Source organism: Escherichia sp. UTM R2, assembly GCF_048593455.1.
In the GTDB taxonomy this organism is placed as follows: Bacteria; Pseudomonadota; Gammaproteobacteria; order Enterobacterales; family Enterobacteriaceae; genus Escherichia; species Escherichia coli.
In genome coordinates this window covers 3,423,514-3,443,834 of sequence record NZ_JBFWDY010000002.1, presented here as the reverse complement: position 1 = coordinate 3,443,834, position 20,321 = coordinate 3,423,514, and the positions used below count along the sequence as shown (strand labels likewise).

Genomic DNA, 20,321 nt, shown 5'->3' with positions numbered 1-20,321 from the left:
TAATCGCTGGCAGAAGCATAAACAGAACTATGCCGGAAGGCAAAAGCGCGACACAATAGAGGATTACCCAACAAAGGATGACTTTATGACAATTTGGGTGGATGCCGACGCGTGTCCCAATGTAATTAAAGAGATTTTGTATCGCGCGGCGGAACGTATGCAGATGCCGCTGGTACTGGTAGCAAACCAGAGTTTACGCGTGCCGCCATCGCGATTTATTCGTACGCTGCGCGTCGCGGCAGGTTTCGACGTTGCCGATAACGAAATTGTCCGGCAGTGTGAAGCGGGCGATTTGGTGATCACCGCAGATATACCTTTGGCTGCTGAAGCCATCGAGAAAGGCGCTGCGGCGATTAATCCGCGCGGCGAACGTTACACGCCAGCGACCATTCGTGAGCGCCTGACGATGCGCGATTTTATGGATACCTTACGTGCCAGTGGGATCCAGACCGGCGGACCAGATAGTCTTTCACAACGTGACCGCCAGGCCTTTGCTGCGGAGCTGGAGAAATGGTGGCTGGAAGTGCAACGTAGTCGCGGCCAAATGTAATTTATTATTTACAATTCATTCTTGAATATTTATTGGTATAGTAAGGGGTGTATTGAGATTTTCACTTTAAGTGGAATTTTTCCTTTACAATCGAAATTGTACTAGTTTGATGGTATGATCGCTATTCTCATGACACCGGCTTTCGCCGCATTGCGACCTATTGGGGAAAACCCACGATGACACAACCTCTTTTTCTGATCGGGCCTCGGGGCTGTGGTAAAACAACGGTCGGAATGGCCCTTGCCGATTCGCTTAACCGTCGGTTTGTCGATACCGATCAGTGGTTGCAATCACAGCTCAATATGACGGTCGCGGAGATCGTCGAAAGGGAAGAGTGGGCGGGATTTCGCGCCAGAGAAACGGCGGCGCTGGAAGCGGTAACTGCGCCATCCACCGTTATCGCTACAGGCGGCGGCATTATTCTGACGGAATTTAATCGTCACTTCATGCAAAATAACGGGATCGTGGTTTATTTGTGTGCGCCAGTATCAGTCCTGGTTAACCGACTGCAAGCTGCACCGGAAGAAGATTTACGGCCAACCTTAACGGGAAAACCGCTGAGCGAAGAAGTTCAGGAAGTGCTGGAAGAACGCGATGCGCTATATCGCGAAGTTGCGCATATTATCATCGACGCAACAAACGAACCCAGCCAGGTGATTTCTGAAATTCGTAGCGCCCTGGCACAGACGATCAATTGTTGATTTTCGAGCGCCTATACTTAACGTTCATCCCGTGAAATAAGGAAGAACGATGCCAACGAAACCGCCTTATCCTCGTGAAGCATATATAGTGACGATTGAAAAAGGAAAACCAGGACAGACGGTAACCTGGTACCAACTCAGAGCCGATCATCCTAAACCAGACTCGTTGATCAGTGAACATCCGACCGCTCAGGAAGCGATGGATGCGAAAAAACGCTATGAGGACCCTGACAAAGAGTGACCGCATCAGACTGCTCGGAAGGGATTCTGAGTGCCACTACAAGGGATCTGCGTCACATTTTTCATAATTCATGTTTTTCTAATAATTAGAATATTAAACAATAACAATCCATTACTGGAATCATTTGGAATCTTTACATTATGCCGTGCACGTCTGCTGCTACGCTTTTTGTCATTTGTAGCACAAGTAAGTGTCAGCAGTGGTGCTTCACACTTGCCCGGTAATTAACGACGAAAGAAAAGTAAGGTGGATGAACAATGAGTGCGTCGTTGGCGATCCTGACCATCGGCATTGTACCTATGCAGGAAGTTTTGCCGCTCCTGACGGAATACATTGACGAAGATAATATTTCCCATCATAGCCTGCTGGGGAAGTTAAGTCGTGAAGAAGTGATGGCGGAGTACGCGCCAGAAGCAGGCGAAGACACCATTCTCACATTATTAAATGACAACCAGCTGGCCCATGTTTCGCGTCGCAAAGTGGAGCGTGACCTGCAAGGTGTGGTTGAAGTGCTCGATAATCAGGGTTATGACGTCATTTTATTAATGAGTACAGCAAACATTAGTAGTATGACTGCGCGTAATACGATCTTTCTTGAGCCGTCGCGAATATTGCCTCCACTGGTTTCCTCTATTGTTGAAGATCATCAGGTGGGGGTTATCGTTCCGGTTGAGGAGATGCTGCCCGTTCAGGCGCAAAAATGGCAAATTTTGCAGAAATCGCCGGTATTTTCATTGGGTAACCCCATTCATGATTCAGAACAAAAAATCATTGATGCCGGGAAAGAATTACTGGCAAAAGGGGCTGATGTCATCATGCTGGATTGTTTAGGATTTCACCAACGTCATCGCGATTTACTGCAAAAACAGCTCGATGTTCCTGTCTTGCTGTCTAACGTATTGATTGCACGGCTGGCTGCGGAATTACTGGTGTAATTTTGCGTGACAGCCAGCGCCTCTGGCCCCTATAGTGAAGTAGATGTTCAACTACCAAACAGGGCCAGTTTATGCTTCAAAGTAATGAGTACTTTTCCGGCAAAGTGAAATCAATCGGCTTTTCCAGCAGCAGCACTGGTCGCGCCAGCGTGGGTGTTATGGTTGAAGGCGAATACACCTTCAGCACCGCTGAGCCGGAAGAGATGACGGTAATCAGTGGCGCGCTGAATGTGTTACTGCCTGACGCGACCGACTGGCAGGTGTATGAAGCCGGTTCGGTGTTTAATGTTCCCGGTCACAGTGAGTTTCATCTGCAAGTTGCCGAACCCACCTCTTATCTGTGCCGCTATCTGTAATTCCTCGCCTTCCCCTTGAACGGGAGGGCATTTTTCTGAAATATCCTTTCTTTAACCCATAATAATATTTCCTTTGCTGCGATTTTTTCAATTTCCGATATATTCATAATTTATCAAGGTTGATATAAATATCAGTGAAGATCTCCAGATATTGTTGCGGAACTGGCTACGATAAAAGATAAATCAGATGATGAATGGTGGCGTGCATTGCTGCAAAGTCGCAATGATCATTTACGCCAAACGGCATTGCGCAACGCACATACCCCGGCGTTGTTGTTAACGACATTGACTGAGCCTCAGGATCGGTCGCTGGCTATTAATAATCCACAGCTGGCTGCCGATGTGAAAACGGCGTGGTTAAAAGAGGATCCATCATTACTCTTATTTGTCGAACAACCCGATCTTTCGCTGTTACGTGATTTAGTGAAAACCGGGGCAACGCGGAAAATTCGCAGTGAAGCGCGTCACCGGCTTGAGGAAAAACAATGACACAACGTCCATGGAGCAAGTTACAGCGTAAAACGCATAATATTGCTGCGCTAAAAATTATTGCTCGCCGTAGCGAATAATTATATGCCTGGTGTGGCTTCGTACGCCGGATAAGACGCGGCAGGCGTCGCATCCGGCATTAAAGGAAAATCAGCAATTAACGTTGTGCTTCGCCACCTAATCCTTCAATCAGGTTTTGAATTAACGCTGCCAGTTCACCAGTCATCAGGATGAAATCGGCATCAAAACGCTGGGCGAAATCTTCACGGTCGATATCTTCGTTTTGATCGCGCAGCTCGTCGCAGAACTTCAGACGCTTGAGCGAACCATCGTCGCACATCACAAACTGAATGCGCTGCTGCCAGTCGAGCGCCAGTTTAGTCACCACTTTTCCGGCTTCAATGTGATTGGTGATCTCTTCGCTGGTCAGATCTTGTTTCTTCGCGCGGATCACGCCGCCATCTTCCAGCAACGATTTCAGCTCGGCTTCATCAAGCAGCTGGAAGCCCTGTGCCGCACTACCGGAGCGAACCCATTCGGTCAGCGTCAGTTCAATCGGGTTTTCCATGCTCAATGGTACAACCGGTAACGACCCCAGGCTTTTACGCAGTAATGCCAGCGTATCTTCCGCTTTTTTGGCACTGGCGCAGTCCACCATAATCAAACCGTTAACCGTGTCGATCCACATCATTGTCTGGCTAAAACGGCTGAAAGCACGCGGCAGCAGAGAGTGCAGCACTTCGTCTTTCAGCGAATCTTTTTCGGTTTTCTTCAGCTTACGCGCCTGTTCCGCTTCCAGTTTGGCGATTTTCGCTTCCAGCGCCTGTTTAATCACCGGAGACGGGAGGATTTTTTCTTCTTTGCGCGCGCAGATAACAATTTGACCATTGGCAACGTGCGTTAACGCATCGCTGTGCGATCCCATCGGAGGAACCCAGCCCATCTTCGCCATGTCCTGGCTGCCGCATGGGGTAAATGCCATCGAGGCTAGCTGTTTTTCCATCTCTTCTGCACGCAGCGAAATCTCGCGGCTAAGACGGTAAACCATTAAATTTTTGAACCACAGCATGATAATTTCCACGGCCTTGTCGTTAAATTTAGCGGGCATGATAACGAATTGTCGGCGGCCTTGCATTGCCAATCCGGTTGTCCGTCTCTACGCTATTGATATTGAAAAAAATAAGGAGAGTACCGTGCGTATAGGTATCGATTTAGGCGGCACCAAAACTGAAGTGATTGCACTGGGCGATGCAGGGGAGCAGTTGTACCGCCATCGTCTGCCCACGCCGCGTGATGATTACCGGCAGACTATTGAAACGATCGCCACGTTGGTTGATATGGCGGAGCAGGCGACGGGGCAGCGCGGAACGGTAGGTATGGGCATTCCTGGCTCAATTTCGCCTTACACCGGTGTGGTGAAGAATGCCAATTCAACCTGGCTCAACGGTCAGCCATTCGATAAAGACTTAAGCGCGAGGTTGCAGCGGGAAGTGCGGCTGGCAAATGACGCTAACTGTCTGGCGGTTTCAGAAGCAGTAGATGGCGCGGCAGCGGGAGCGCAGACGGTATTTGCCGTGATTATCGGCACGGGATGCGGCGCGGGCGTGGCATTCAATGGGCGGGCGCATATCGGCGGCAATGGCACGGCAGGTGAGTGGGGACACAATCCGCTACCGTGGATGGACGAAGACGAACTGCGTTATCGCGAGGAAGTCCCTTGTTATTGCGGTAAACAAGGTTGTATTGAAACCTTTATTTCGGGCACGGGATTCGCGATGGATTATCGTCGTTTGAGCGGACATGCGCTGAAAGGCAGTGAAATTATCCGCCTGGTTGAAGAAAGCGATCCGGTAGCGGAACTGGCATTGCGTCGCTACGAGCTGCGGCTGGCAAAATCGCTGGCACATGTCGTGAATATTCTCGATCCGGATGTGATTGTCCTGGGGGGCGGGATGAGCAATGTAGACCGTTTATATCAAACGGTTGGGCAGTTGATTAAACAATTTGTCTTCGGCGGCGAATGTGAAACGCCGGTGCGTAAGGCGAAGCACGGTGATTCCAGCGGCGTACGCGGCGCTGCGTGGTTATGGCCACAAGAGTAAAAAACGTAGGCAATTGGCGCATCATGCCTGATGCGACGCTTGCCGCGTCTTATCAGGCCTACAAAAGGTGCCAGAACCGTAGGCCGGATAAGGCGTTCACGCCGCATCCGGCAATAAGCAACGCGCACCGTGACAGTAATCTACCCCAGTGGTTTCGCCAGCACCGGAGTATCCGCCGCTTGCTGGCGCTTATAGCGACCATACAGCAGCAACGACGACATCGCAGCAAACGAAAGCAGGGCGGCAGGCAGCGCCACGTAATTATATGCCAGCCCCAGCGTCAGCATCATACCTCCGCAATATGCGCCGACGGCGCTACCGAGGTTAAACGCTATTTGCCCACCTGCGGCACCTAATAACTCTCCGCCTTTGGCGTTTTGTAGTAACAATATTTGTAGCGGTGCTGAAAGGGCAAATAATCCCGCGCAACAAATAAAAGCAAAAATAAGCGACGTTGTTTTCATGCCGCCGCAGAAAAAGAGCATCAGCAGTGCCAGTACAATTATAAAGTCAGTCACTGCTGCAATGCGCAGTGGTGAATAACGTCCTGAAATCCTGCCACTTAGCATATTTCCCAGCACCATCCCTAGCCCAACTAACATCATAATAAAGGTCATCGCCGTTTCCGAAAAACCGGAAATAAACATCATGTATGGCTTTACGTAGCTGAACCAGGCAAACACACCTGCGTTGCCAAACATCGTGGCGGCGAAAATTAACCACGGGGCCGGGCTGCGCAAAAAGTGAAATTGTTCGCGCAGATTTCCTTTCGCCTCGTCGCGAATATCTGGCACCCAAAAATAGACCGATGCCATCACCGCAATATTAAAAACAGCGATCAATAAAAAGGTGTAACGCCAGCTAAATTCCTGACTTAAATACGTTCCCAGCGGAATGCCCAGCAAATTGGCGACTGTCATCCCGGAAACCATCCCCGCCACGGCGGCGGTGACTTTTCCGGGTTTGATAATTTTTGATAACACGATCGCTCCGACGCCAAAAAATGCGCCATGCGGAAAGCCGGATACCAGCCGACCAATGGCGAGCATCAGGTAAGACGAAGAGAGCGTGAACATGGCGTTGCCAATGACGCACAACGCCACCAGAAACAACAAGATATGTTTGAGTGAGTAGCGGCTGGAAAAGAGTGCGATGATTGGCGCACCGACCACCACCCCCAGTGCATAATACGAGATCATATGCCCGGCGGCAGGAATCGAAATTCCTACGTTATGCGCCAGCTCCGTGAGCACGCCCATAATGCCAAATTCGGCCATCCCCAAACCAAACGTGCCCAGAGCCAAAGATAAAATGACTTTTTTCATACCACCATCACAACCACCAGAACGGCTACCAATCACCGTAGCCAATAAAGTGATAGCTTGCAGGATAACGACCAGCAAGGCCAAGAGATAATTCGCCCCTCTGTATTCATTATCCTGCTGAATAGTTATTTCACTGCAAACGTACTTTCCAGTTTGCTGTAGCCCAGGCCGTTGATCTTTTTCACTTTGATCTGCACCGGAATACGCTCTTTCATCGCTTCTACGTGGCTAATCACACCGATGGTTTTGCCACTGGCGTTCAGGGCATCCAGCGCATCAAGGGCGGTATCCAGCGTTTCGCTATCCAGCGTGCCAAAACCTTCATCAAGGAACAGCGAGTCAATACGTGTTTTATGGCTGACCAGATCCGAAAGCGCCAGCGCCAGCGCCAGACTAACGAGGAAACTTTCGCCGCCGGAAAGGGTACGGGTATCGCGTACCGCATCTGCCTGCCAGGTATCAACAACCTCGACTTCCAGCGCCTCGCTGGCTTTGCGCTGTAACAGATAGCGCCCGTGCAGCCGGGTAAGTTGCTGATTAGCGAGATGGACTAAATTATCCAGCGTCAGCCCCTGGGCAAACTTGCGGAATTTATCGCCCTCTTTGGAACCTATTAGCGAATTCAGATATCCCCAGTCCTCAACCTGCTGCGTCATTTGAGCAATTTGCTGCATTAAGGTTTGTTGTTGCTGACGGTTATCTGCATCCTGCTTCAGCTGCTGGCGAATCTCGCCTTGACTCGTGGTGTTTTCACGCAACTTTTGGTGAGTTTGCGCTAACTCTTGCTGAATCTGCTCCACCGTCACAGTGAGAGCCAACCCGTCAGGTCGGTGTTGTTGATGCTGTGCCAGCGTTTCTGCTGTCTGAGTGACCAGCGTTTGCGCCTGACGGCGCTGGTTTTCCAGATTCTGCTTGAGCTGTTCCAGCTGCGTTAGTGTTTGTTCATCCATTAGCGCCGCAAGGAACGCCTGCTGATCGTCAAAGACGCTGGCCTGTAGCGCGGTGTCAAACTGCGCCTGGGCTTTTTGCAGACTTTGCGCCGCCAGAACATCCTGTTGCTGTAACGTCTGCTGCTGGCTGTGTAATGCGAGACATTGTTCATGAACCTGCCGCCAGTTTTCCAGCGCCACAGTTTCTTCGCTGTGCGGGAGCTCATCACTTTGCGGCAACGTTTCCAGAATCGGCGTCAGCTGCTGAATACGGTTTTGCAGCGCGGTTAATTCGTTCTGGCGTTGCTGCCAGCTCTGCGCTTCTTGCTGACGTGTCGCCAACCAGCTCTCTTCTTCATCTTCCTGTGGCAATGTCAGTGCATAACCCGCCAATGCCGTTAAGAGCTGCTGCTGGCGTTGTTCAATTTGCTGTTGATACTGGATAATTTGCTGATTATGCGCGGCAATCTGCCCTTGTAATTCATGTCGTTGGCTGAGTAACCGCAGCTGGCGTTCGTGCTCATCTTGTGCATCTAGCCACGGTTGAATATCGTCCTGTGGCTGCAAGGTGATATTGAGGCTGGCCGTGACGGCTTGCCATTGTTGAGTAAGTGCTTGCTCATCTTGTCGGAGGCTTTGCGCTTCGTTTTCATCACGCTGAAGCTGCTTTGTTAAGGCGTCCAGTTGCCCACGTAGCGTCGCACCTTCTTCACCGAGCTTTTTAACTTCGTTTTCCAGCGCCAGTAATCGAGACTGATTAACACCAGGCTCCAGCGCCTGATACGCCTCGACCGCCGGGTGGCTGGTGGAACCACAAAGTGGGCAAGGCTGACCCGCCTGTAACTGCGCGCGCTGGGCTTCCAGCGTTTTAATGCGCGCTTCCTGCTCGCAAATGGTTTTCACATCGGCAAGTTGCTGCGTCTTTTCTTTATAACGCTGGCGCATTTCGTTAAGTGCGGCATTACGTTGCGTCTGTTCCAGAGTGACATTCTGGATAGTGACCATTAACTGCGCCAGACGTTTTTGTTGGGGAACAATCTGCCCATGCAGCGCGACCAGGCGCTGACGCAGTGGGCGTTGCTCGGCATGTTGCGCCAGGGCGCTAGCAACTTCATCGGCGGTTAACGTCAACGTGATCGCCGCAAGCGTATTAAGTTTTTGCTCAGCATGGGTTAACTGTTGCTGCCATTGCCGCAGATGCTCTCGATCGCTGGTTTGTTGGGAGAACTGCGCACGCCAACCCGCCAGTTCGTTGTTCCACTGACGGAAGCGGTCGTGTTCCTGTAACCAGGCATTCAGGCTTTGTTGCTGCTGCTGTAATTCTGCTGACTGCTTCGCCGCGTGGTGGCGAATGCTCGCGCGAAGCGCCATTGTGCTCTGTAAGCGAGTATTTACTTCTTCAATCTGCTGGCGAGTATGCGCCAGCGCCGCGCTGTGTTCTGCGATGCGTTCCCAGTGCGGACGAAGATTTCGTGCCGGTTGTGCCAGACTAAGCGCCGCCAGTTGAGGTTGCGCTTTTTCTTCTTCGGCTAACGCCTGTTGCAAGGCCTGCTGACGGCGGCTGGCTTCTTGCTGCAATTCGTCCAGACGCGTTAACCAGTTTAGCGATTGTTGTTCTTGCTGCTGCGCGGTAAGTAACTGTTTTTCTTCGTCAGTAAGTACCTGCAAACTCGCTGTCAGCGATTGCACTTGTTCCGGCGTGAGCAACGCGACGCCGCTGGCCTGCGCTTGCAGCTTCTCCAGCTCAGTGCGGGCCGATTTGTGCTGCTCAAAAACCATCGCCGAGATTTGCCCGTAGATTTCAGTGCCGGTTAACTCCTCGAGCAATTCCGCGCGTTCTTTGGGTTTGGCATTCAGGAAGGCAGCAAATTGCCCCTGCGAAAGCAGCATCGAACGGGTGAAGCGCCCGTAATCCAGCCCGGTTAACGTCGCTGTCAGTTCCAGCTTATCTTTCACTTTGTCGGCGAGAATTTTGCCGTCGGCGCAGCGCGCCAGCTCTACGCGTGGCACCTGCAAATTACCGTCGGGTTGGTTACGCGCCCGATTCTGGCTCCAGAATGCACGGTACGCTTCACCTTTCACTTCAAACTCCACCTCCGCCAGACATTCGGCGGTATCGCGGGTCATGAGATCATTTTGCGATTGTGAAACGTTAGAGAGACGCGGAGTTTCGTGATACAGCGCCAGACAAATGGCGTCCAGCAGGGTGGTTTTCCCCGCACCTGTTGGGCCGGTAATGGCAAACAGCCCGTTGCTGGCGAACGGCTCGCGGGTGAAATCAATCTTCCATTCGCCTTTTAATGAGTTCAGGTTTTTCAGGCGCAGGCTGAGAATTTTCATGCTTCGTGTTCTCCGGCGAGGGTATGCAACGTCGTGGTGAAAAGATGCTGCAGACGTTGCTGCTGCGATTCATCCAGTTCTTCCAGTGCCAGACGGCGATTGAACACCTCTTCGACGCTGAGTTCGCTGAGGGTTTCACGCTGTTGGCTGGCTAACACACGCTCGCGCTGTTCACGACTCCGGCGTACCAGCAATACTTCAACAGGCAATGATTCGGTTAATGCCTGGATTTTGCGCTGAATATCATGCAGATACTCATCAGTAGTGATTTCGATATCCAGCCAGACAGGCGGCTCCTGTGATACATCGCGCCACTGTTCCAGCTGTGCGGTAATCGACGCCAGATCGCCTTTCAGCACCGCCATGGGTTGCGTTACCGGTACGTTCAGGTTTTCCACGCTCTCTAATTTGCCGTTTGAAAATGTCACCAGATGGACATATTTACTCTTTCCGCATTCATCAAAACTCAGTGGAATGGGAGAGCCGCAATAGCGAACATGTTCCATGCCGCCAATAATCTGTGCGCGGTGAATATGCCCGAGCGCGATGTAGTCGGCTGGTGGAAAGTTTTGTGCTGGAAACGCGTCCAGCGTGCCAATATAAATGTCACGCACGGCGTCACTTTTACTGGCACCCACGGTCGTTAAGTGTCCCGTGGCGATGATGGGCAGAGGCTGATCGCCGCGCAGTTTGCAGGCATCGGCATAGTGTTGTTGGTAATAATCGGTAATCGCTGCCAGTAAATGCTGCTGTTTTTCAATACCGTTAAGCCCCGCCTGGCTGGTAATAATGTCACGCGGACGTAAAAACGGAATGGGGCACAGCACTGCGCCTGGCGTCCCGTCGCGACGAGGCAAGATTTGCGGCGCATGTCCGGCGCTGGCGACCACGGTCGTATTGAGGAACGCCATGATATCGCGCGATTCATTCAGCGTGGCGACCGAGTCATGGTTTCCTGCCAGTACCACCAGATGACAGCCAGTTTGCTGTAAATTGACAACAAAACGGTTGTATAACGTGCGGGCGTAACTGGGCGGCGAGCCGGTATCGAAAACATCACCAGCAACAATAATCGCATCCACCTGATGGGTTTGTGCTGTTTCCAGCAGCCAGTCAAGAAAAGCCTGATGTTCAGCTTCGCGGCTTTTACTGTAGAAGTTCTGGCCGAGATGCCAGTCTGAGGTGTGAAGGATGCGCATAACGATTCCCTGGCGAAAAAGCATGGGCGCGATTATACCCAAACAGATGTGCCATTTGCTTTTTTCTGCGCCACGGAAATCAATAACCTGAAGATATGTGCGACGAGCTTTTCATAAATCTGTCATAAATCTGACGCATAATGACGTCGCATTAATGATCGCAACCTATTTATTACAACAGGGCAAATCATGGCGAGACGTATTCTGGTCGTAGAAGATGAAGCTCCAATTCGCGAAATGGTCTGCTTCGTGCTCGAACAAAATGGCTTTCAGCCGGTCGAAGCGGAAGATTATGACAGTGCTGTGAATCAACTGAATGAACCCTGGCCGGATTTAATTCTCCTTGACTGGATGTTACCTGGCGGCTCCGGTATCCAGTTCATCAAACACCTCAAGCGCGAGTCGATGACCCGGGATATTCCAGTGGTGATGTTGACCGCCAGAGGGGAAGAAGAAGATCGCGTGCGCGGCCTTGAAACCGGCGCGGATGACTATATCACCAAGCCGTTTTCGCCGAAGGAGCTGGTGGCGCGAATCAAAGCGGTAATGCGCCGTATTTCGCCAATGGCGGTGGAAGAGGTGATTGAGATGCAGGGATTAAGTCTCGACCCGACATCTCACCGAGTGATGGCGGGCGAAGAGCCGCTGGAGATGGGGCCGACAGAATTTAAACTGCTGCACTTTTTTATGACGCATCCTGAGCGCGTGTACAGCCGCGAGCAGCTGTTAAACCACGTCTGGGGAACTAACGTGTATGTGGAAGATCGTACGGTCGATGTCCACATTCGTCGCCTACGTAAAGCACTGGAGCCAGGCGGGCATGACCGCATGGTGCAGACCGTGCGCGGTACAGGATATCGTTTTTCAACCCGCTTTTAACGCCTTGCTCATCGGACGCAGAGCAGGGCTTATGATTTCTTAACTGGAGTATCTTACGTGCTGGAACGGCTGTCGTGGAAAAGGCTGGTGCTGGAGCTGCTACTTTGCTGCTTCCCGGCTTTCATCCTGGGTGCATTTTTTGGTTACCTGCCCTGGTTTTTGCTGGCATCGGTAACGGGACTGCTTATCTGGCATTTCTGGAATTTATTGCGCCTTTCATGGTGGCTGTGGGTGGATCGTAGTATGACCCCGCCACCGGGGCGTGGTAGCTGGGAACCGCTACTATACGGCTTACACCAGATGCAGCTGCGAAATAAAAAACGCCGCCGTGAACTGGGCAATCTGATTAAACGCTTTCGTAGCGGCGCGGAGTCGCTGCCCGACGCAGTGGTGCTGACCACGGAAGAGGGCGGTATTTTCTGGTGTAACGGTCTGGCGCAACAAATTCTTGGTTTGCGCTGGCCGGAAGATAACGGGCAGAACATCCTTAACCTGCTGCGTTACCCGGAGTTTACGCAATATCTGAAAACGCGTGATTTTTCTCGCCCGCTCAATCTGGTGCTCAACACCGGGCGGCATCTGGAAATTCGCGTCATGCCTTATACCCACAAACAGTTGCTGATGGTGGCGCGTGATGTCACGCAAATGCATCAACTGGAAGGGGCGCGGCGTAACTTTTTTGCCAACGTGAGCCATGAGTTACGTACGCCATTGACCGTGTTACAGGGTTACCTGGAGATGATGGATGAGCAGCCGCTGGAAGGCGCGGTACGCGAAAAAGCGTTGCACACCATGCGCGAGCAGACCCAGCGGATGGAAGGGCTGGTGAAGCAGTTGCTAACGCTGTCGAAAATTGAAGCCGCGCCGACGCAATTGCTCAATGAAAAGGTTGATGTGCCGATGATGCTGCGCGTTGTTGAGCGCGAGGCTCAGACTCTGAGTCAGAAAAAACAGACATTTACCTTTGAGATAGATAACGGCCTCAAGGTGTCTGGCAACGAAGATCAGCTACGCAGTGCGATTTCGAACCTGGTCTATAACGCCGTGAATCATACGCCGGAAGGCACGCATATCACCGTACGCTGGCTGCGAGTGCCGCACGGTGCCGAATTTAGCGTTGAAGATAACGGACCGGGCATTGCACCGGAGCATATTCCGCGCCTGACCGAGCGTTTTTATCGCGTTGATAAAGCGCGTTCCCGGCAAACCGGCGGTAGCGGATTAGGGTTAGCGATCGTGAAACATGCGGTGAATCATCACGAAAGTCGCCTGAATATTGAGAGTACAGTAGGAAAAGGAACACGTTTCAGTTTTGTTATCCCGGAACGTTTAATTGCCAAAAACAGCGATTAATCCGCCTTTGTCATCTTTTATTGCCATAAGCCAGCCGATGCTGGCTTATTTTCTTTGCAGTCAAAATACGGGCGTTAGATTTTACAACGGTTGGTGATTTTTTGTTCGCATGATTAGCCATGTCTTTTTCACGGAAATAGTGTTTTATACTGGTTGGTGATTTCTTATCGCTATATACCTCTGGTTTTTAGATCCCTCCTTGCTTTAAAACGTTATAAGCGTTTAAATTGCGCTTCAGGTGCTGTCATACTGACTGCATTAACGCGGTAAATCGAAAAACTATTCTTCGCCGCGCCTGGTTGGGAGTATTTCCCGCTAAAATTGTTTAAATATACCGCTGTATCATCCCCAGGGATTGGCACAAAAATTTAACGTTACAACACCACATCCACAGGCAGTATGATTTATGACCCATCAATTAAGATCGCGCGATATCATCGCTCTGGGCTTTATGACATTTGCGTTGTTCGTCGGCGCAGGTAACATTATTTTCCCTCCAATGGTCGGCTTACAGGCAGGCGAACACGTCTGGACTGCGGCATTCGGCTTCCTCATTACTGCCGTTGGCCTGCCGGTATTAACGGTAGTGGCGCTGGCAAAAGTTGGCGGCGGTGTTGACAGCCTCAGCACGCCAATCGGTAAAGTTGCTGGCGTACTGCTGGCAACGGTTTGTTACCTGGCGGTGGGGCCGCTTTTCGCTACGCCGCGTACAGCTACCGTTTCCTTTGAAGTGGGGATTGCGCCGCTGACGGGTGATTCCGCGCTGCCGCTGTTTATCTACAGCCTGGTCTATTTCGCTATCGTTATTCTGGTTTCGCTCTATCCGGGCAAGCTGCTGGATACCGTGGGCAACTTCCTTGCGCCGCTGAAAATTATCGCGCTGGTCATCCTGTCTGTTGCCGCGATTGTCTGGCCGGCGGGTTCTATCAGCACGGCGACTGAGGCTTATCAAAACGCTGCGTTTTCTAACGGCTTCGTTAACGGCTATCTGACCATGGATACGCTGGGCGCAATGGTGTTTGGTATCGTTATTGTTAACGCGGCGCGTTCTCGTGGCGTTACCGAAGCGCGTCTGCTGACCCGTTATACCGTCTGGGCTGGCCTGATGGCGGGTGTTGGTCTGACTCTGCTGTACCTGGCGCTGTTCCGTCTGGGTTCAGACAGCGCGTCGCTGGTCGATCAGTCTGCAAACGGCGCTGCTATTCTGCATGCTTACGTTCAGCACACCTTTGGCGGCGGCGGTAGCTTCCTGCTGGCGGCGTTAATCTTCATCGCCTGCCTGGTAACGGCAGTTGGCCTGACCTGTGCTTGTGCAGAATTCTTTGCCCAGTACGTACCGCTCTCTTATCGTACGCTGGTGTTTATCCTCGGCGGCTTCTCGATGGTGGTTTCTAACCTCGGCTTAAGCCAGCTGATCCAGATCTCCGTACCGGTGCTGACCGCTATTTATCCGCCGTGTATCGCACTGGTTGTATTAAGTTTTACACGCTCATGGTGGCATAATTCGTCCCGCGTGATTGCTCCGCCGATGTTTATCAGCCTGCTTTTTGGTATTCTCGACGGGATCAAAGCATCTGCATTCAGCGATATCTTACCGTCCTGGGCGCAGCGTTTACCGCTGGCCGAACAAGGTCTGGCGTGGTTAATGCCAACAGTGGTGATGGTGGTTCTGGCCATTATCTGGGATCGCGCGGCAGGTCGTCAGGTGACCTCCAGCGCTCACTAAATCACTGAACATTTGTTTTAACCACGGGGCTGCGATGCCCCGTGGTTTTTTATTGTGTTGATGGGTTAGGAATTGATGGAAAGTAAGAACAAGCTAAAGCGTGGGCTAAGTACCCGCCACATACGCTTTATGGCACTGGGTTCAGCAATTGGCACCGGGCTGTTTTACGGTTCGGCAGACGCCATCAAAATGGCCGGTCCGAGCGTGTTGTTGGCCTATATTATCGGTGGTATCGCGGCGTATATCATTATGCGTGCGCTGGGGGAAATGTCGGTACATAACCCGGCCGCCAGCTCTTTCTCGCGTTATGCGCAGGAAAACCTCGGCCCGCTGGCAGGTTACATTACCGGCTGGACCTACTGCTTTGAAATCCTTATTGTCGCCATCGCCGATGTGACCGCTTTTGGTATCTATATGGGTGTCTGGTTCCCGACGGTGCCGCACTGGATTTGGGTACTGAGCGTGGTGCTGATCATTTGCGCCGTAAACCTGATGAGCGTGAAGGTATTCGGTGAGCTGGAATTCTGGTTCTCGTTCTTTAAAGTCGCCACCATCATCATCATGATTGTCGCCGGTTTCGGCATCATCATCTGGGGGATTGGCAACGGCGGGCAACCGACCGGTATTCATAACCTGTGGAGCAACGGCGGCTTCTTCAGTAACGGCTGGCTTGGCATGGTAATGTCGTTGCAAATGGTGATGTTTGCTTACGGTGGGATCGAAATTATCGGGATTACCGCCGGTGAAGCGAAAGATCCTGAGAAATCGATACCGCGTGCGATTAACTCCGTGCCGATGCGTATTCTGGTGTTCTACGTCGGTACGCTGTTCGTCATTATGTCTATCTACCCGTGGAATCAGGTTGGCACTGCCGGTAGCCCGTTCGTGCTGACGTTCCAGCATATGGGCATTACCTTTGCCGCCAGCATTCTTAACTTTGTTGTGCTGACTGCTTCGCTGTCGGCAATTAACAGTGATGTATTTGGCGTAGGCCGTATGCTCCACGGTATGGCAGAGCAGGGCAGCGCGCCGAAAATTTTCAGCAAAACGTCGCGTCGCGGTATTCCGTGGGTTACGGTGCTGGTGATGACTACCGCGCTGCTGTTTGCGGTGTATCTGAACTACATCATGCCGGAAAACGTCTTCCTGGTGATCGCTTCGCTGGCAACCTTCGCCACGGTGTGGGTGTGGATTATGATCCTGCTGTCGCAAATTGCCTTCCGTCGCCGTTTGCCGCCAGAAGAAGTTAAGGCGCTGAAATTTAAAGTGCCGGGTGGGGTAGCAACGACCATCGGCGGGCTGATTTTCCTGCTCTTTATTATCGGGTTGATTGGTTATCACCCGGATACGCGTATCTCGCTGTATGTCGGTTTCGCGTGGATTGTTGTGCTGTTGATTGGCTGGATGTTTAAGCGTCGCCACGATCGTCAGCTGGCTGAAAACCAATAATACTTGCGTTCTGTAAGCCGGTTCAGGAGGAAATCCTGATCCGGCTATTCCGAAAGTTATCCGCCCCCGTCCTCCTCCCCCAAATATCCTTCAGATGATGAGTGATCCTGCATTAGGCTATGGCAAGGTGATCAGATTTTCATCACAGGGGAATTATGATGTTAAATGCATGGCACCTGCCGGTGCCCCCATTTGTTAAACAAAGCAAAGATCAACTGCTCATAACACTGTGGCTGACGGGCGAAGACCCACCGCAGCGCATTATGCTGCGTACAGAACACGATAACGAAGAAATGTCAGTACCAATGCATAAGCAGCGCAGTCAGCCGCAGCCAGGCGTCACCGCATGGCGTGCGGCGATTGATCTCTCCAGCGGACAACCCCGGCGGCGTTACAGTTTCAAACTGCTGTGGCACGATCGCCAGCGTTGGTTTACACCGCAGGGCTTCAGCCGAATGCCGCCGGCACGACTGGAGCAGTTTGCCGTCGATGTACCGGATATCGGCCCACAATGGGCTGCGGATCAGATTTTTTATCAGATCTTCCCTGATCGTTTTGCGCGTAGTCTTCCTCGTGAAGCTGAACAGGATCATGTCTATTACCATCATGCAGCCGGACAAGAGATCATCTTGCGTGACTGGGATGAACCGGTCACGGCGCAGGCGGGCGGATCAACGTTCTATGGCGGCGATCTGGACGGGATAAGCGATAAACTGCCGTATCTGAAAAAGCTTGGCGTGACAGCGCTGTATCTCAATCCGGTGTTTAAAGCTCCCAGCGTACATAAATACGATACCGAGGATTATCGCCATGTCGATCCGCAGTTTGGCGGTGATGGGGCGTTGCTGCGTTTGCGACACAATACGCAGCAGCTGGGAATGCGGCTGGTGCTGGACGGCGTGTTTAACCACAGTGGCGATTCCCATGCCTGGTTTGACAGGCACAATCGTGGCACGGGGGGAGCTTGTCACAACCCCGAATCGCCCTGGCGCGACTGGTACTCGTTTAGTGATGATGGCACGGCGCTCGACTGGCTTGGCTATGCCAGCTTGCCGAAGCTGGATTATCAGTCGGAAAGTCTGGTGAATGAAATTTATCGCGGGGAAGACAGTATTGTCCGCCATTGGCTGAAAGCGCCGTGGAGTATGGACGGCTGGCGGCTGGATGTGGTGCATATGCTGGGGGAGGCGGGTGGGGCGCGCAATAATATGCAGCACGTTGCTGGGATCACCGAAGCGGCGAAAGAAACCCAGCCGGAAGCGTATATTGTCGGCGAACATTTTGGCGATGCACGGCAATGGTTACAGGCCGATGTGGAAGATGCCGCCATGAACTATCGTGGCTTCACATTCCCGTTGTGGGGATTTCTTGCCAATACCGATATCTCTTACGATCCGCAGCAAATTGATGCCCAAACCTGTATGGCCTGGATGGATAATTACCGCGCAGGGCTTTCTCATCAACAACAATTACGTATGTTTAATCAGCTCGACAGCCACGATACTGCGCGATTTAAAACGCTGCTCGGTCGGGATATTGCGCGCCTGCCGCTGGCGGTGGTCTGGCTGTTCACCTGGCCTGGTGTACCGTGCATTTATTACGGTGATGAAGTAGGACTGGATGGCAAAAACGATCCGTTTTGCCGTAAACCGTTCCCCTGGCAGGTGGAAAAGCAGGATACGGCGTTATTCGCGCTGTACCAGCGAATGATTGCGCTGCGTAAGAAAAGTCAGGCGCTACGTCATGGCGGCTGTCAGGTGCTGTATGCGGAAGATAACGTGGTGGTATTTGTCCGCGTGCTGAATCAGCAACGTGTACTGGTGGCAATCAACCGTGGCGAGGCCTGTGAAGTGGTGCTACCCGCGTCACCGTTTCTCAATGCCGTGCAATGGCAATGCAAAGAAGGGCATGGGCAACTGACTGACGGGATTCTGGCTTTGCCTGCCATTTCGGCTACGGTATGGATGAACTAACGTTTTATAACGCCTTGCGTGACGCCTGCGCCATCATCCGCGGATAAAACTGCCAGAAGCGGGTTTCGAGGGCGTCATAATGAGCGTCTAAATCGTACCAGGAGTCACGCAGGGCATCCAGACGTGGGCGGCGGCTTGCCATGCCGTTTAACACGTTCTGGATGAAATCCATATCGCGATAGCGCACCAGCCACTGCTCTGACCACAATTAATTGTTCAGATTGATAAAACGTGGCGGTGAGTCCGGCAAAATCGTCATCACTTGCTCGCGGGCATAACAGACAAATTCCTGTAGCGGAAAGTCCGGCGACAGCTGCGACCAGTGGCGGGAAAGAAAGTGATCCCACATGACATCCAGCGTAATAGGCGCAACGCGGCGCGTTTCACTACGAAACCACTCCCGTGCTTCGCGGACTTCCGGCAGATTGTCAGTCAATACGTCGATACGTCGATGCATATGAATGCCAGCCACGACGTCGGGCGGAAAACTTTCTTCAGGATTTCCGCGTACGAAATCAGCCAGTAAATTGCCGGAAAGCGAGCTTTCCGCGAGATGGGCTAAATGCAGGTGAGCTAAAAAATTCATCGATTATATTCTATCCAAAAGGGGGTAAAGGTTGCAGGGAGAGCGCCCCGGCACTAGACTACCCGCCTCTTATTTTAGTCTGAGTCAGTGTCATGCGCGTTACCGATTTCTCCTTTGAATTGCCCGAATCCCTGATTGCCCACTATCCCATGCCTGAACGCAGTAGCTGTCGTTTACTGTCGCTGGACGGGCCGACGGGCGCGCTGACGCACGGTACTTTCACCGATTTACTTGATAAGCTCAACCCCGGCGATCTTCTGGTTTTTAATAATACCCGCGTGATCCCGGCGCGCCTGTTTGGGCGTAAAGCCAGCGGCGGCAAGATTGAAGTGCTGGTTGAACGGATGCTCGACGACAAACGCATTCTTGCGCATATTCGCGCCTCGAAAGCGCCAAAACCTGGCGCAGAACTGCTGCTGGGCGATGACGAAAGTATTAACGCAACAATGACCGCGCGCCACGGCGCACTGTTTGAAGTCGAATTTAATGATGAACGCTCGGTGCTGGATATTCTCAACAGCATCGGCCATATGCCGCTGCCGCCGTATATCGACCGTCCGGACGAAGACGCTGACCGCGAACTTTATCAAACCGTTTATAGCGAAAAACCGGGCGCGGTTGCAGCCCCGACCGCAGGTCTGCATTTTGACGAGCCTTTGCTGGAAAAATTGCGCGCCAAAGGCGTGGAGATGGCGTTTGTGACGTTGCACGTTGGTGCGGGCACCTTCCAGCCGGTGCGCGTCGACACCATTGAAGATCACATCATGCACTCGGAATACGCTGAAGTACCGCAGGATGTGGTAGACGCGGTACTGGCGGCGAAAGCGCGCGGTAACCGGGTGATTGCGGTTGGCACCACTTCAGTACGTTCGCTGGAAAGCGCGGCTCAGGCAGCGAAAAACGATCTCATTGAACCGTTCTTCGACGATACCCAAATCTTTATCTATCCGGGCTTCCAGTACAAAGTGGTCGATGCGCTGGTGACGAACTTCCACTTGCCAGAGTCGACGCTGATTATGCTGGTTTCGGCCTTTGCCGGTTATCAACACACCATGAACGCCTATAAAGCAGCGGTAGAAGAGAAATATCGCTTTTTTAGTTACGGTGATGCGATGTTTATCACGTACAATCCGCAGGCAATTAATGAGCGCGTCGGGGAGTAATTCCGCGGCGCTGGTTTAAAACGTT

At 52.1% G+C, this 20,321-nt stretch carries 17 protein-coding genes and 2 pseudogenes; 14 read left to right on the top strand and 5 right to left on the bottom strand.

Translation table 11 applies throughout. The features are described 5' to 3' along the window. The first annotated feature begins 85 nt into the window (after positions 1 to 85). The 7 genes and pseudogenes from AB4H76_RS17525 (at position 86) to AB4H76_RS17495 (ending at position 3,352) form a co-directional block, all read left to right on the top strand. Positions 86 to 550: a YaiI/YqxD family protein gene (locus tag AB4H76_RS17525; RefSeq protein WP_000158153.1), complete on the top strand. Its 465-nt coding sequence runs from the start codon at positions 86 to 88 to the stop codon at positions 548 to 550. A gap of 176 nt (positions 551 to 726) precedes the next feature. Next, the gene (gene aroL, locus AB4H76_RS17520) at positions 727 to 1,251 is read left to right on the top strand and encodes a shikimate kinase AroL (protein ID WP_000193393.1); all 525 of its coding nucleotides are present in this window, start codon (positions 727 to 729) and stop codon (positions 1,249 to 1,251) included. Between the two features lie 49 nt (positions 1,252 to 1,300). Beyond that, positions 1,301 to 1,492, top strand: a complete 192-nt coding sequence (yaiA, locus tag AB4H76_RS17515; protein WP_001142439.1) for a protein YaiA — start codon at positions 1,301 to 1,303, stop codon at positions 1,490 to 1,492. A gap of 257 nt (positions 1,493 to 1,749) precedes the next feature. Then, positions 1,750 to 2,427: an AroM family protein gene (locus tag AB4H76_RS17510; RefSeq protein WP_001276420.1), complete on the top strand. Its 678-nt coding sequence runs from the start codon at positions 1,750 to 1,752 to the stop codon at positions 2,425 to 2,427. A 71-nt stretch (positions 2,428 to 2,498) separates the two neighbouring features. Further along, complete coding sequence (ppnP, locus tag AB4H76_RS17505; RefSeq protein ID WP_000941942.1) at positions 2,499 to 2,783, top strand: pyrimidine/purine nucleoside phosphorylase; 285 nt, start codon at positions 2,499 to 2,501, stop codon at positions 2,781 to 2,783. A 147-nt stretch (positions 2,784 to 2,930) separates the two neighbouring features. Continuing rightward, a pseudogene (locus AB4H76_RS17500) lies at positions 2,931 to 3,272 on the top strand (DUF2773 domain-containing protein); the annotation flags it as partial. Continuing rightward, the gene (locus tag AB4H76_RS17495) at positions 3,269 to 3,352 is read left to right on the top strand and encodes a protein YkiD (RefSeq protein WP_120795376.1); all 84 of its coding nucleotides are present in this window, start codon (positions 3,269 to 3,271) and stop codon (positions 3,350 to 3,352) included. The pseudogene AB4H76_RS17500 and the gene AB4H76_RS17495, both read left to right, overlap by 4 nt. A gap of 77 nt (positions 3,353 to 3,429) precedes the next feature. Here the strand turns inward: AB4H76_RS17495 and rdgC are convergent, their stop codons facing one another. Then, entirely contained in the window at positions 3,430 to 4,341 is a 912-nt protein-coding gene (gene rdgC, locus AB4H76_RS17490; protein WP_001298537.1) for a recombination-associated protein RdgC, read from the bottom strand. Positions 4,342 to 4,465: 124 nt separating this feature from the next. Between rdgC and mak the strand changes: the two genes are divergently transcribed. After that, complete coding sequence (mak, locus tag AB4H76_RS17485; RefSeq protein WP_001219309.1) at positions 4,466 to 5,374, top strand: fructokinase; 909 nt, start codon at positions 4,466 to 4,468, stop codon at positions 5,372 to 5,374. 140 nt (positions 5,375 to 5,514) lie between these two features. Here the strand turns inward: mak and araJ are convergent, their stop codons facing one another. From araJ to sbcD, 3 genes are all read right to left on the bottom strand, one after another. Next, a complete protein-coding gene (gene araJ / locus AB4H76_RS17480; protein WP_001326926.1) occupies positions 5,515 to 6,699 on the bottom strand; it encodes an MFS transporter AraJ in 1,185 nt (394 codons plus the stop codon). Positions 6,700 to 6,824: 125 nt separating this feature from the next. Beyond that, on the bottom strand, positions 6,825 to 9,968 hold the full coding sequence (sbcC, locus tag AB4H76_RS17475; RefSeq protein ID WP_038988620.1) for an exonuclease subunit SbcC: 3,144 nt from the start codon (positions 9,966 to 9,968) through the stop codon (positions 6,825 to 6,827). Next, the gene (sbcD, locus tag AB4H76_RS17470; protein WP_001221319.1) at positions 9,965 to 11,167 is read right to left on the bottom strand and encodes an exonuclease subunit SbcD; all 1,203 of its coding nucleotides are present in this window, start codon (positions 11,165 to 11,167) and stop codon (positions 9,965 to 9,967) included. Before sbcD ends, sbcC begins: the two co-directional genes overlap by 4 nt. A 189-nt stretch (positions 11,168 to 11,356) precedes the next feature. Between sbcD and phoB the strand changes: the two genes are divergently transcribed. The 5 genes from phoB (at position 11,357) to malZ (ending at position 18,547) form a co-directional block, all read left to right on the top strand. Then, positions 11,357 to 12,046 carry a phosphate response regulator transcription factor PhoB gene (phoB, locus tag AB4H76_RS17465; protein WP_000113933.1) on the top strand — a complete coding sequence of 230 codons (690 nt, stop codon included), beginning with the start codon at positions 11,357 to 11,359 and terminating at the stop codon, positions 12,044 to 12,046. Positions 12,047 to 12,103: 57 nt separating this feature from the next. After that, a complete protein-coding gene (phoR, locus tag AB4H76_RS17460) occupies positions 12,104 to 13,399 on the top strand; it encodes a phosphate regulon sensor histidine kinase PhoR (RefSeq protein WP_000893580.1) in 1,296 nt (431 codons plus the stop codon). Positions 13,400 to 13,805: 406 nt separating this feature from the next. Further along, positions 13,806 to 15,125: a branched-chain amino acid transporter carrier protein BrnQ gene (brnQ, locus tag AB4H76_RS17455; protein WP_000149639.1), complete on the top strand. Its 1,320-nt coding sequence runs from the start codon at positions 13,806 to 13,808 to the stop codon at positions 15,123 to 15,125. Between the two features lie 75 nt (positions 15,126 to 15,200). Next, positions 15,201 to 16,574, top strand: a complete 1,374-nt coding sequence (proY, locus tag AB4H76_RS17450; RefSeq protein ID WP_001295329.1) for a proline-specific permease ProY — start codon at positions 15,201 to 15,203, stop codon at positions 16,572 to 16,574. Positions 16,575 to 16,729: 155 nt separating this feature from the next. After that, entirely contained in the window at positions 16,730 to 18,547 is a 1,818-nt protein-coding gene (gene malZ, locus AB4H76_RS17445) for a maltodextrin glucosidase (RefSeq protein WP_124061957.1), read from the top strand. A 4-nt stretch (positions 18,548 to 18,551) separates the two neighbouring features. Here the strand turns inward: malZ and acpH are convergent. Continuing rightward, positions 18,552 to 19,133 (bottom strand): annotated as a pseudogene (gene acpH / locus AB4H76_RS17440) (ACP phosphodiesterase). A gap of 92 nt (positions 19,134 to 19,225) precedes the next feature. On the opposite strand from acpH, the gene queA reads away from it, so the two are divergent. Beyond that, positions 19,226 to 20,296, top strand: coding sequence for a tRNA preQ1(34) S-adenosylmethionine ribosyltransferase-isomerase QueA (gene queA / locus AB4H76_RS17435; RefSeq protein ID WP_001266503.1), 1,071 nt, complete (start codon positions 19,226 to 19,228; stop codon positions 20,294 to 20,296). Positions 20,297 to 20,321 lie beyond the last annotated feature (25 nt).

Excerpts from the sequence above, each read along its gene's own strand:
- queA (WP_001266503.1), top strand. The coding sequence starts at position 19,226 with ATGCGCGTTACCGATTTCTCCTTTGAATTGCCCGAATCCCTGATTGCC.
- brnQ (WP_000149639.1), top strand. The coding sequence starts at position 13,806 with ATGACCCATCAATTAAGATCGCGCGATATCATCGCTCTGGGCTTTATG.
- sbcD (WP_001221319.1), bottom strand. The coding sequence starts at position 11,167 with ATGCGCATCCTTCACACCTCAGACTGGCATCTCGGCCAGAACTTCTAC.
- malZ (WP_124061957.1), top strand. The coding sequence starts at position 16,730 with ATGATGTTAAATGCATGGCACCTGCCGGTGCCCCCATTTGTTAAACAA.
- araJ (WP_001326926.1), bottom strand. The coding sequence starts at position 6,699 with ATGAAAAAAGTCATTTTATCTTTGGCTCTGGGCACGTTTGGTTTGGGG.
- rdgC (WP_001298537.1), bottom strand. The coding sequence starts at position 4,341 with ATGCTGTGGTTCAAAAATTTAATGGTTTACCGTCTTAGCCGCGAGATT.
- AB4H76_RS17525 (WP_000158153.1), top strand. The coding sequence starts at position 86 with ATGACAATTTGGGTGGATGCCGACGCGTGTCCCAATGTAATTAAAGAG.
- aroL (WP_000193393.1), top strand. The coding sequence starts at position 727 with ATGACACAACCTCTTTTTCTGATCGGGCCTCGGGGCTGTGGTAAAACA.
- AB4H76_RS17510 (WP_001276420.1), top strand. The coding sequence starts at position 1,750 with ATGAGTGCGTCGTTGGCGATCCTGACCATCGGCATTGTACCTATGCAG.
- ppnP (WP_000941942.1), top strand. The coding sequence starts at position 2,499 with ATGCTTCAAAGTAATGAGTACTTTTCCGGCAAAGTGAAATCAATCGGC.
- yaiA (WP_001142439.1), top strand. The coding sequence starts at position 1,301 with ATGCCAACGAAACCGCCTTATCCTCGTGAAGCATATATAGTGACGATT.
- phoB (WP_000113933.1), top strand. The coding sequence starts at position 11,357 with ATGGCGAGACGTATTCTGGTCGTAGAAGATGAAGCTCCAATTCGCGAA.
- AB4H76_RS17495 (WP_120795376.1), top strand. The coding sequence starts at position 3,269 with ATGACACAACGTCCATGGAGCAAGTTACAGCGTAAAACGCATAATATT.
- sbcC (WP_038988620.1), bottom strand. The coding sequence starts at position 9,968 with ATGAAAATTCTCAGCCTGCGCCTGAAAAACCTGAACTCATTAAAAGGC.
- proY (WP_001295329.1), top strand. The coding sequence starts at position 15,201 with ATGGAAAGTAAGAACAAGCTAAAGCGTGGGCTAAGTACCCGCCACATA.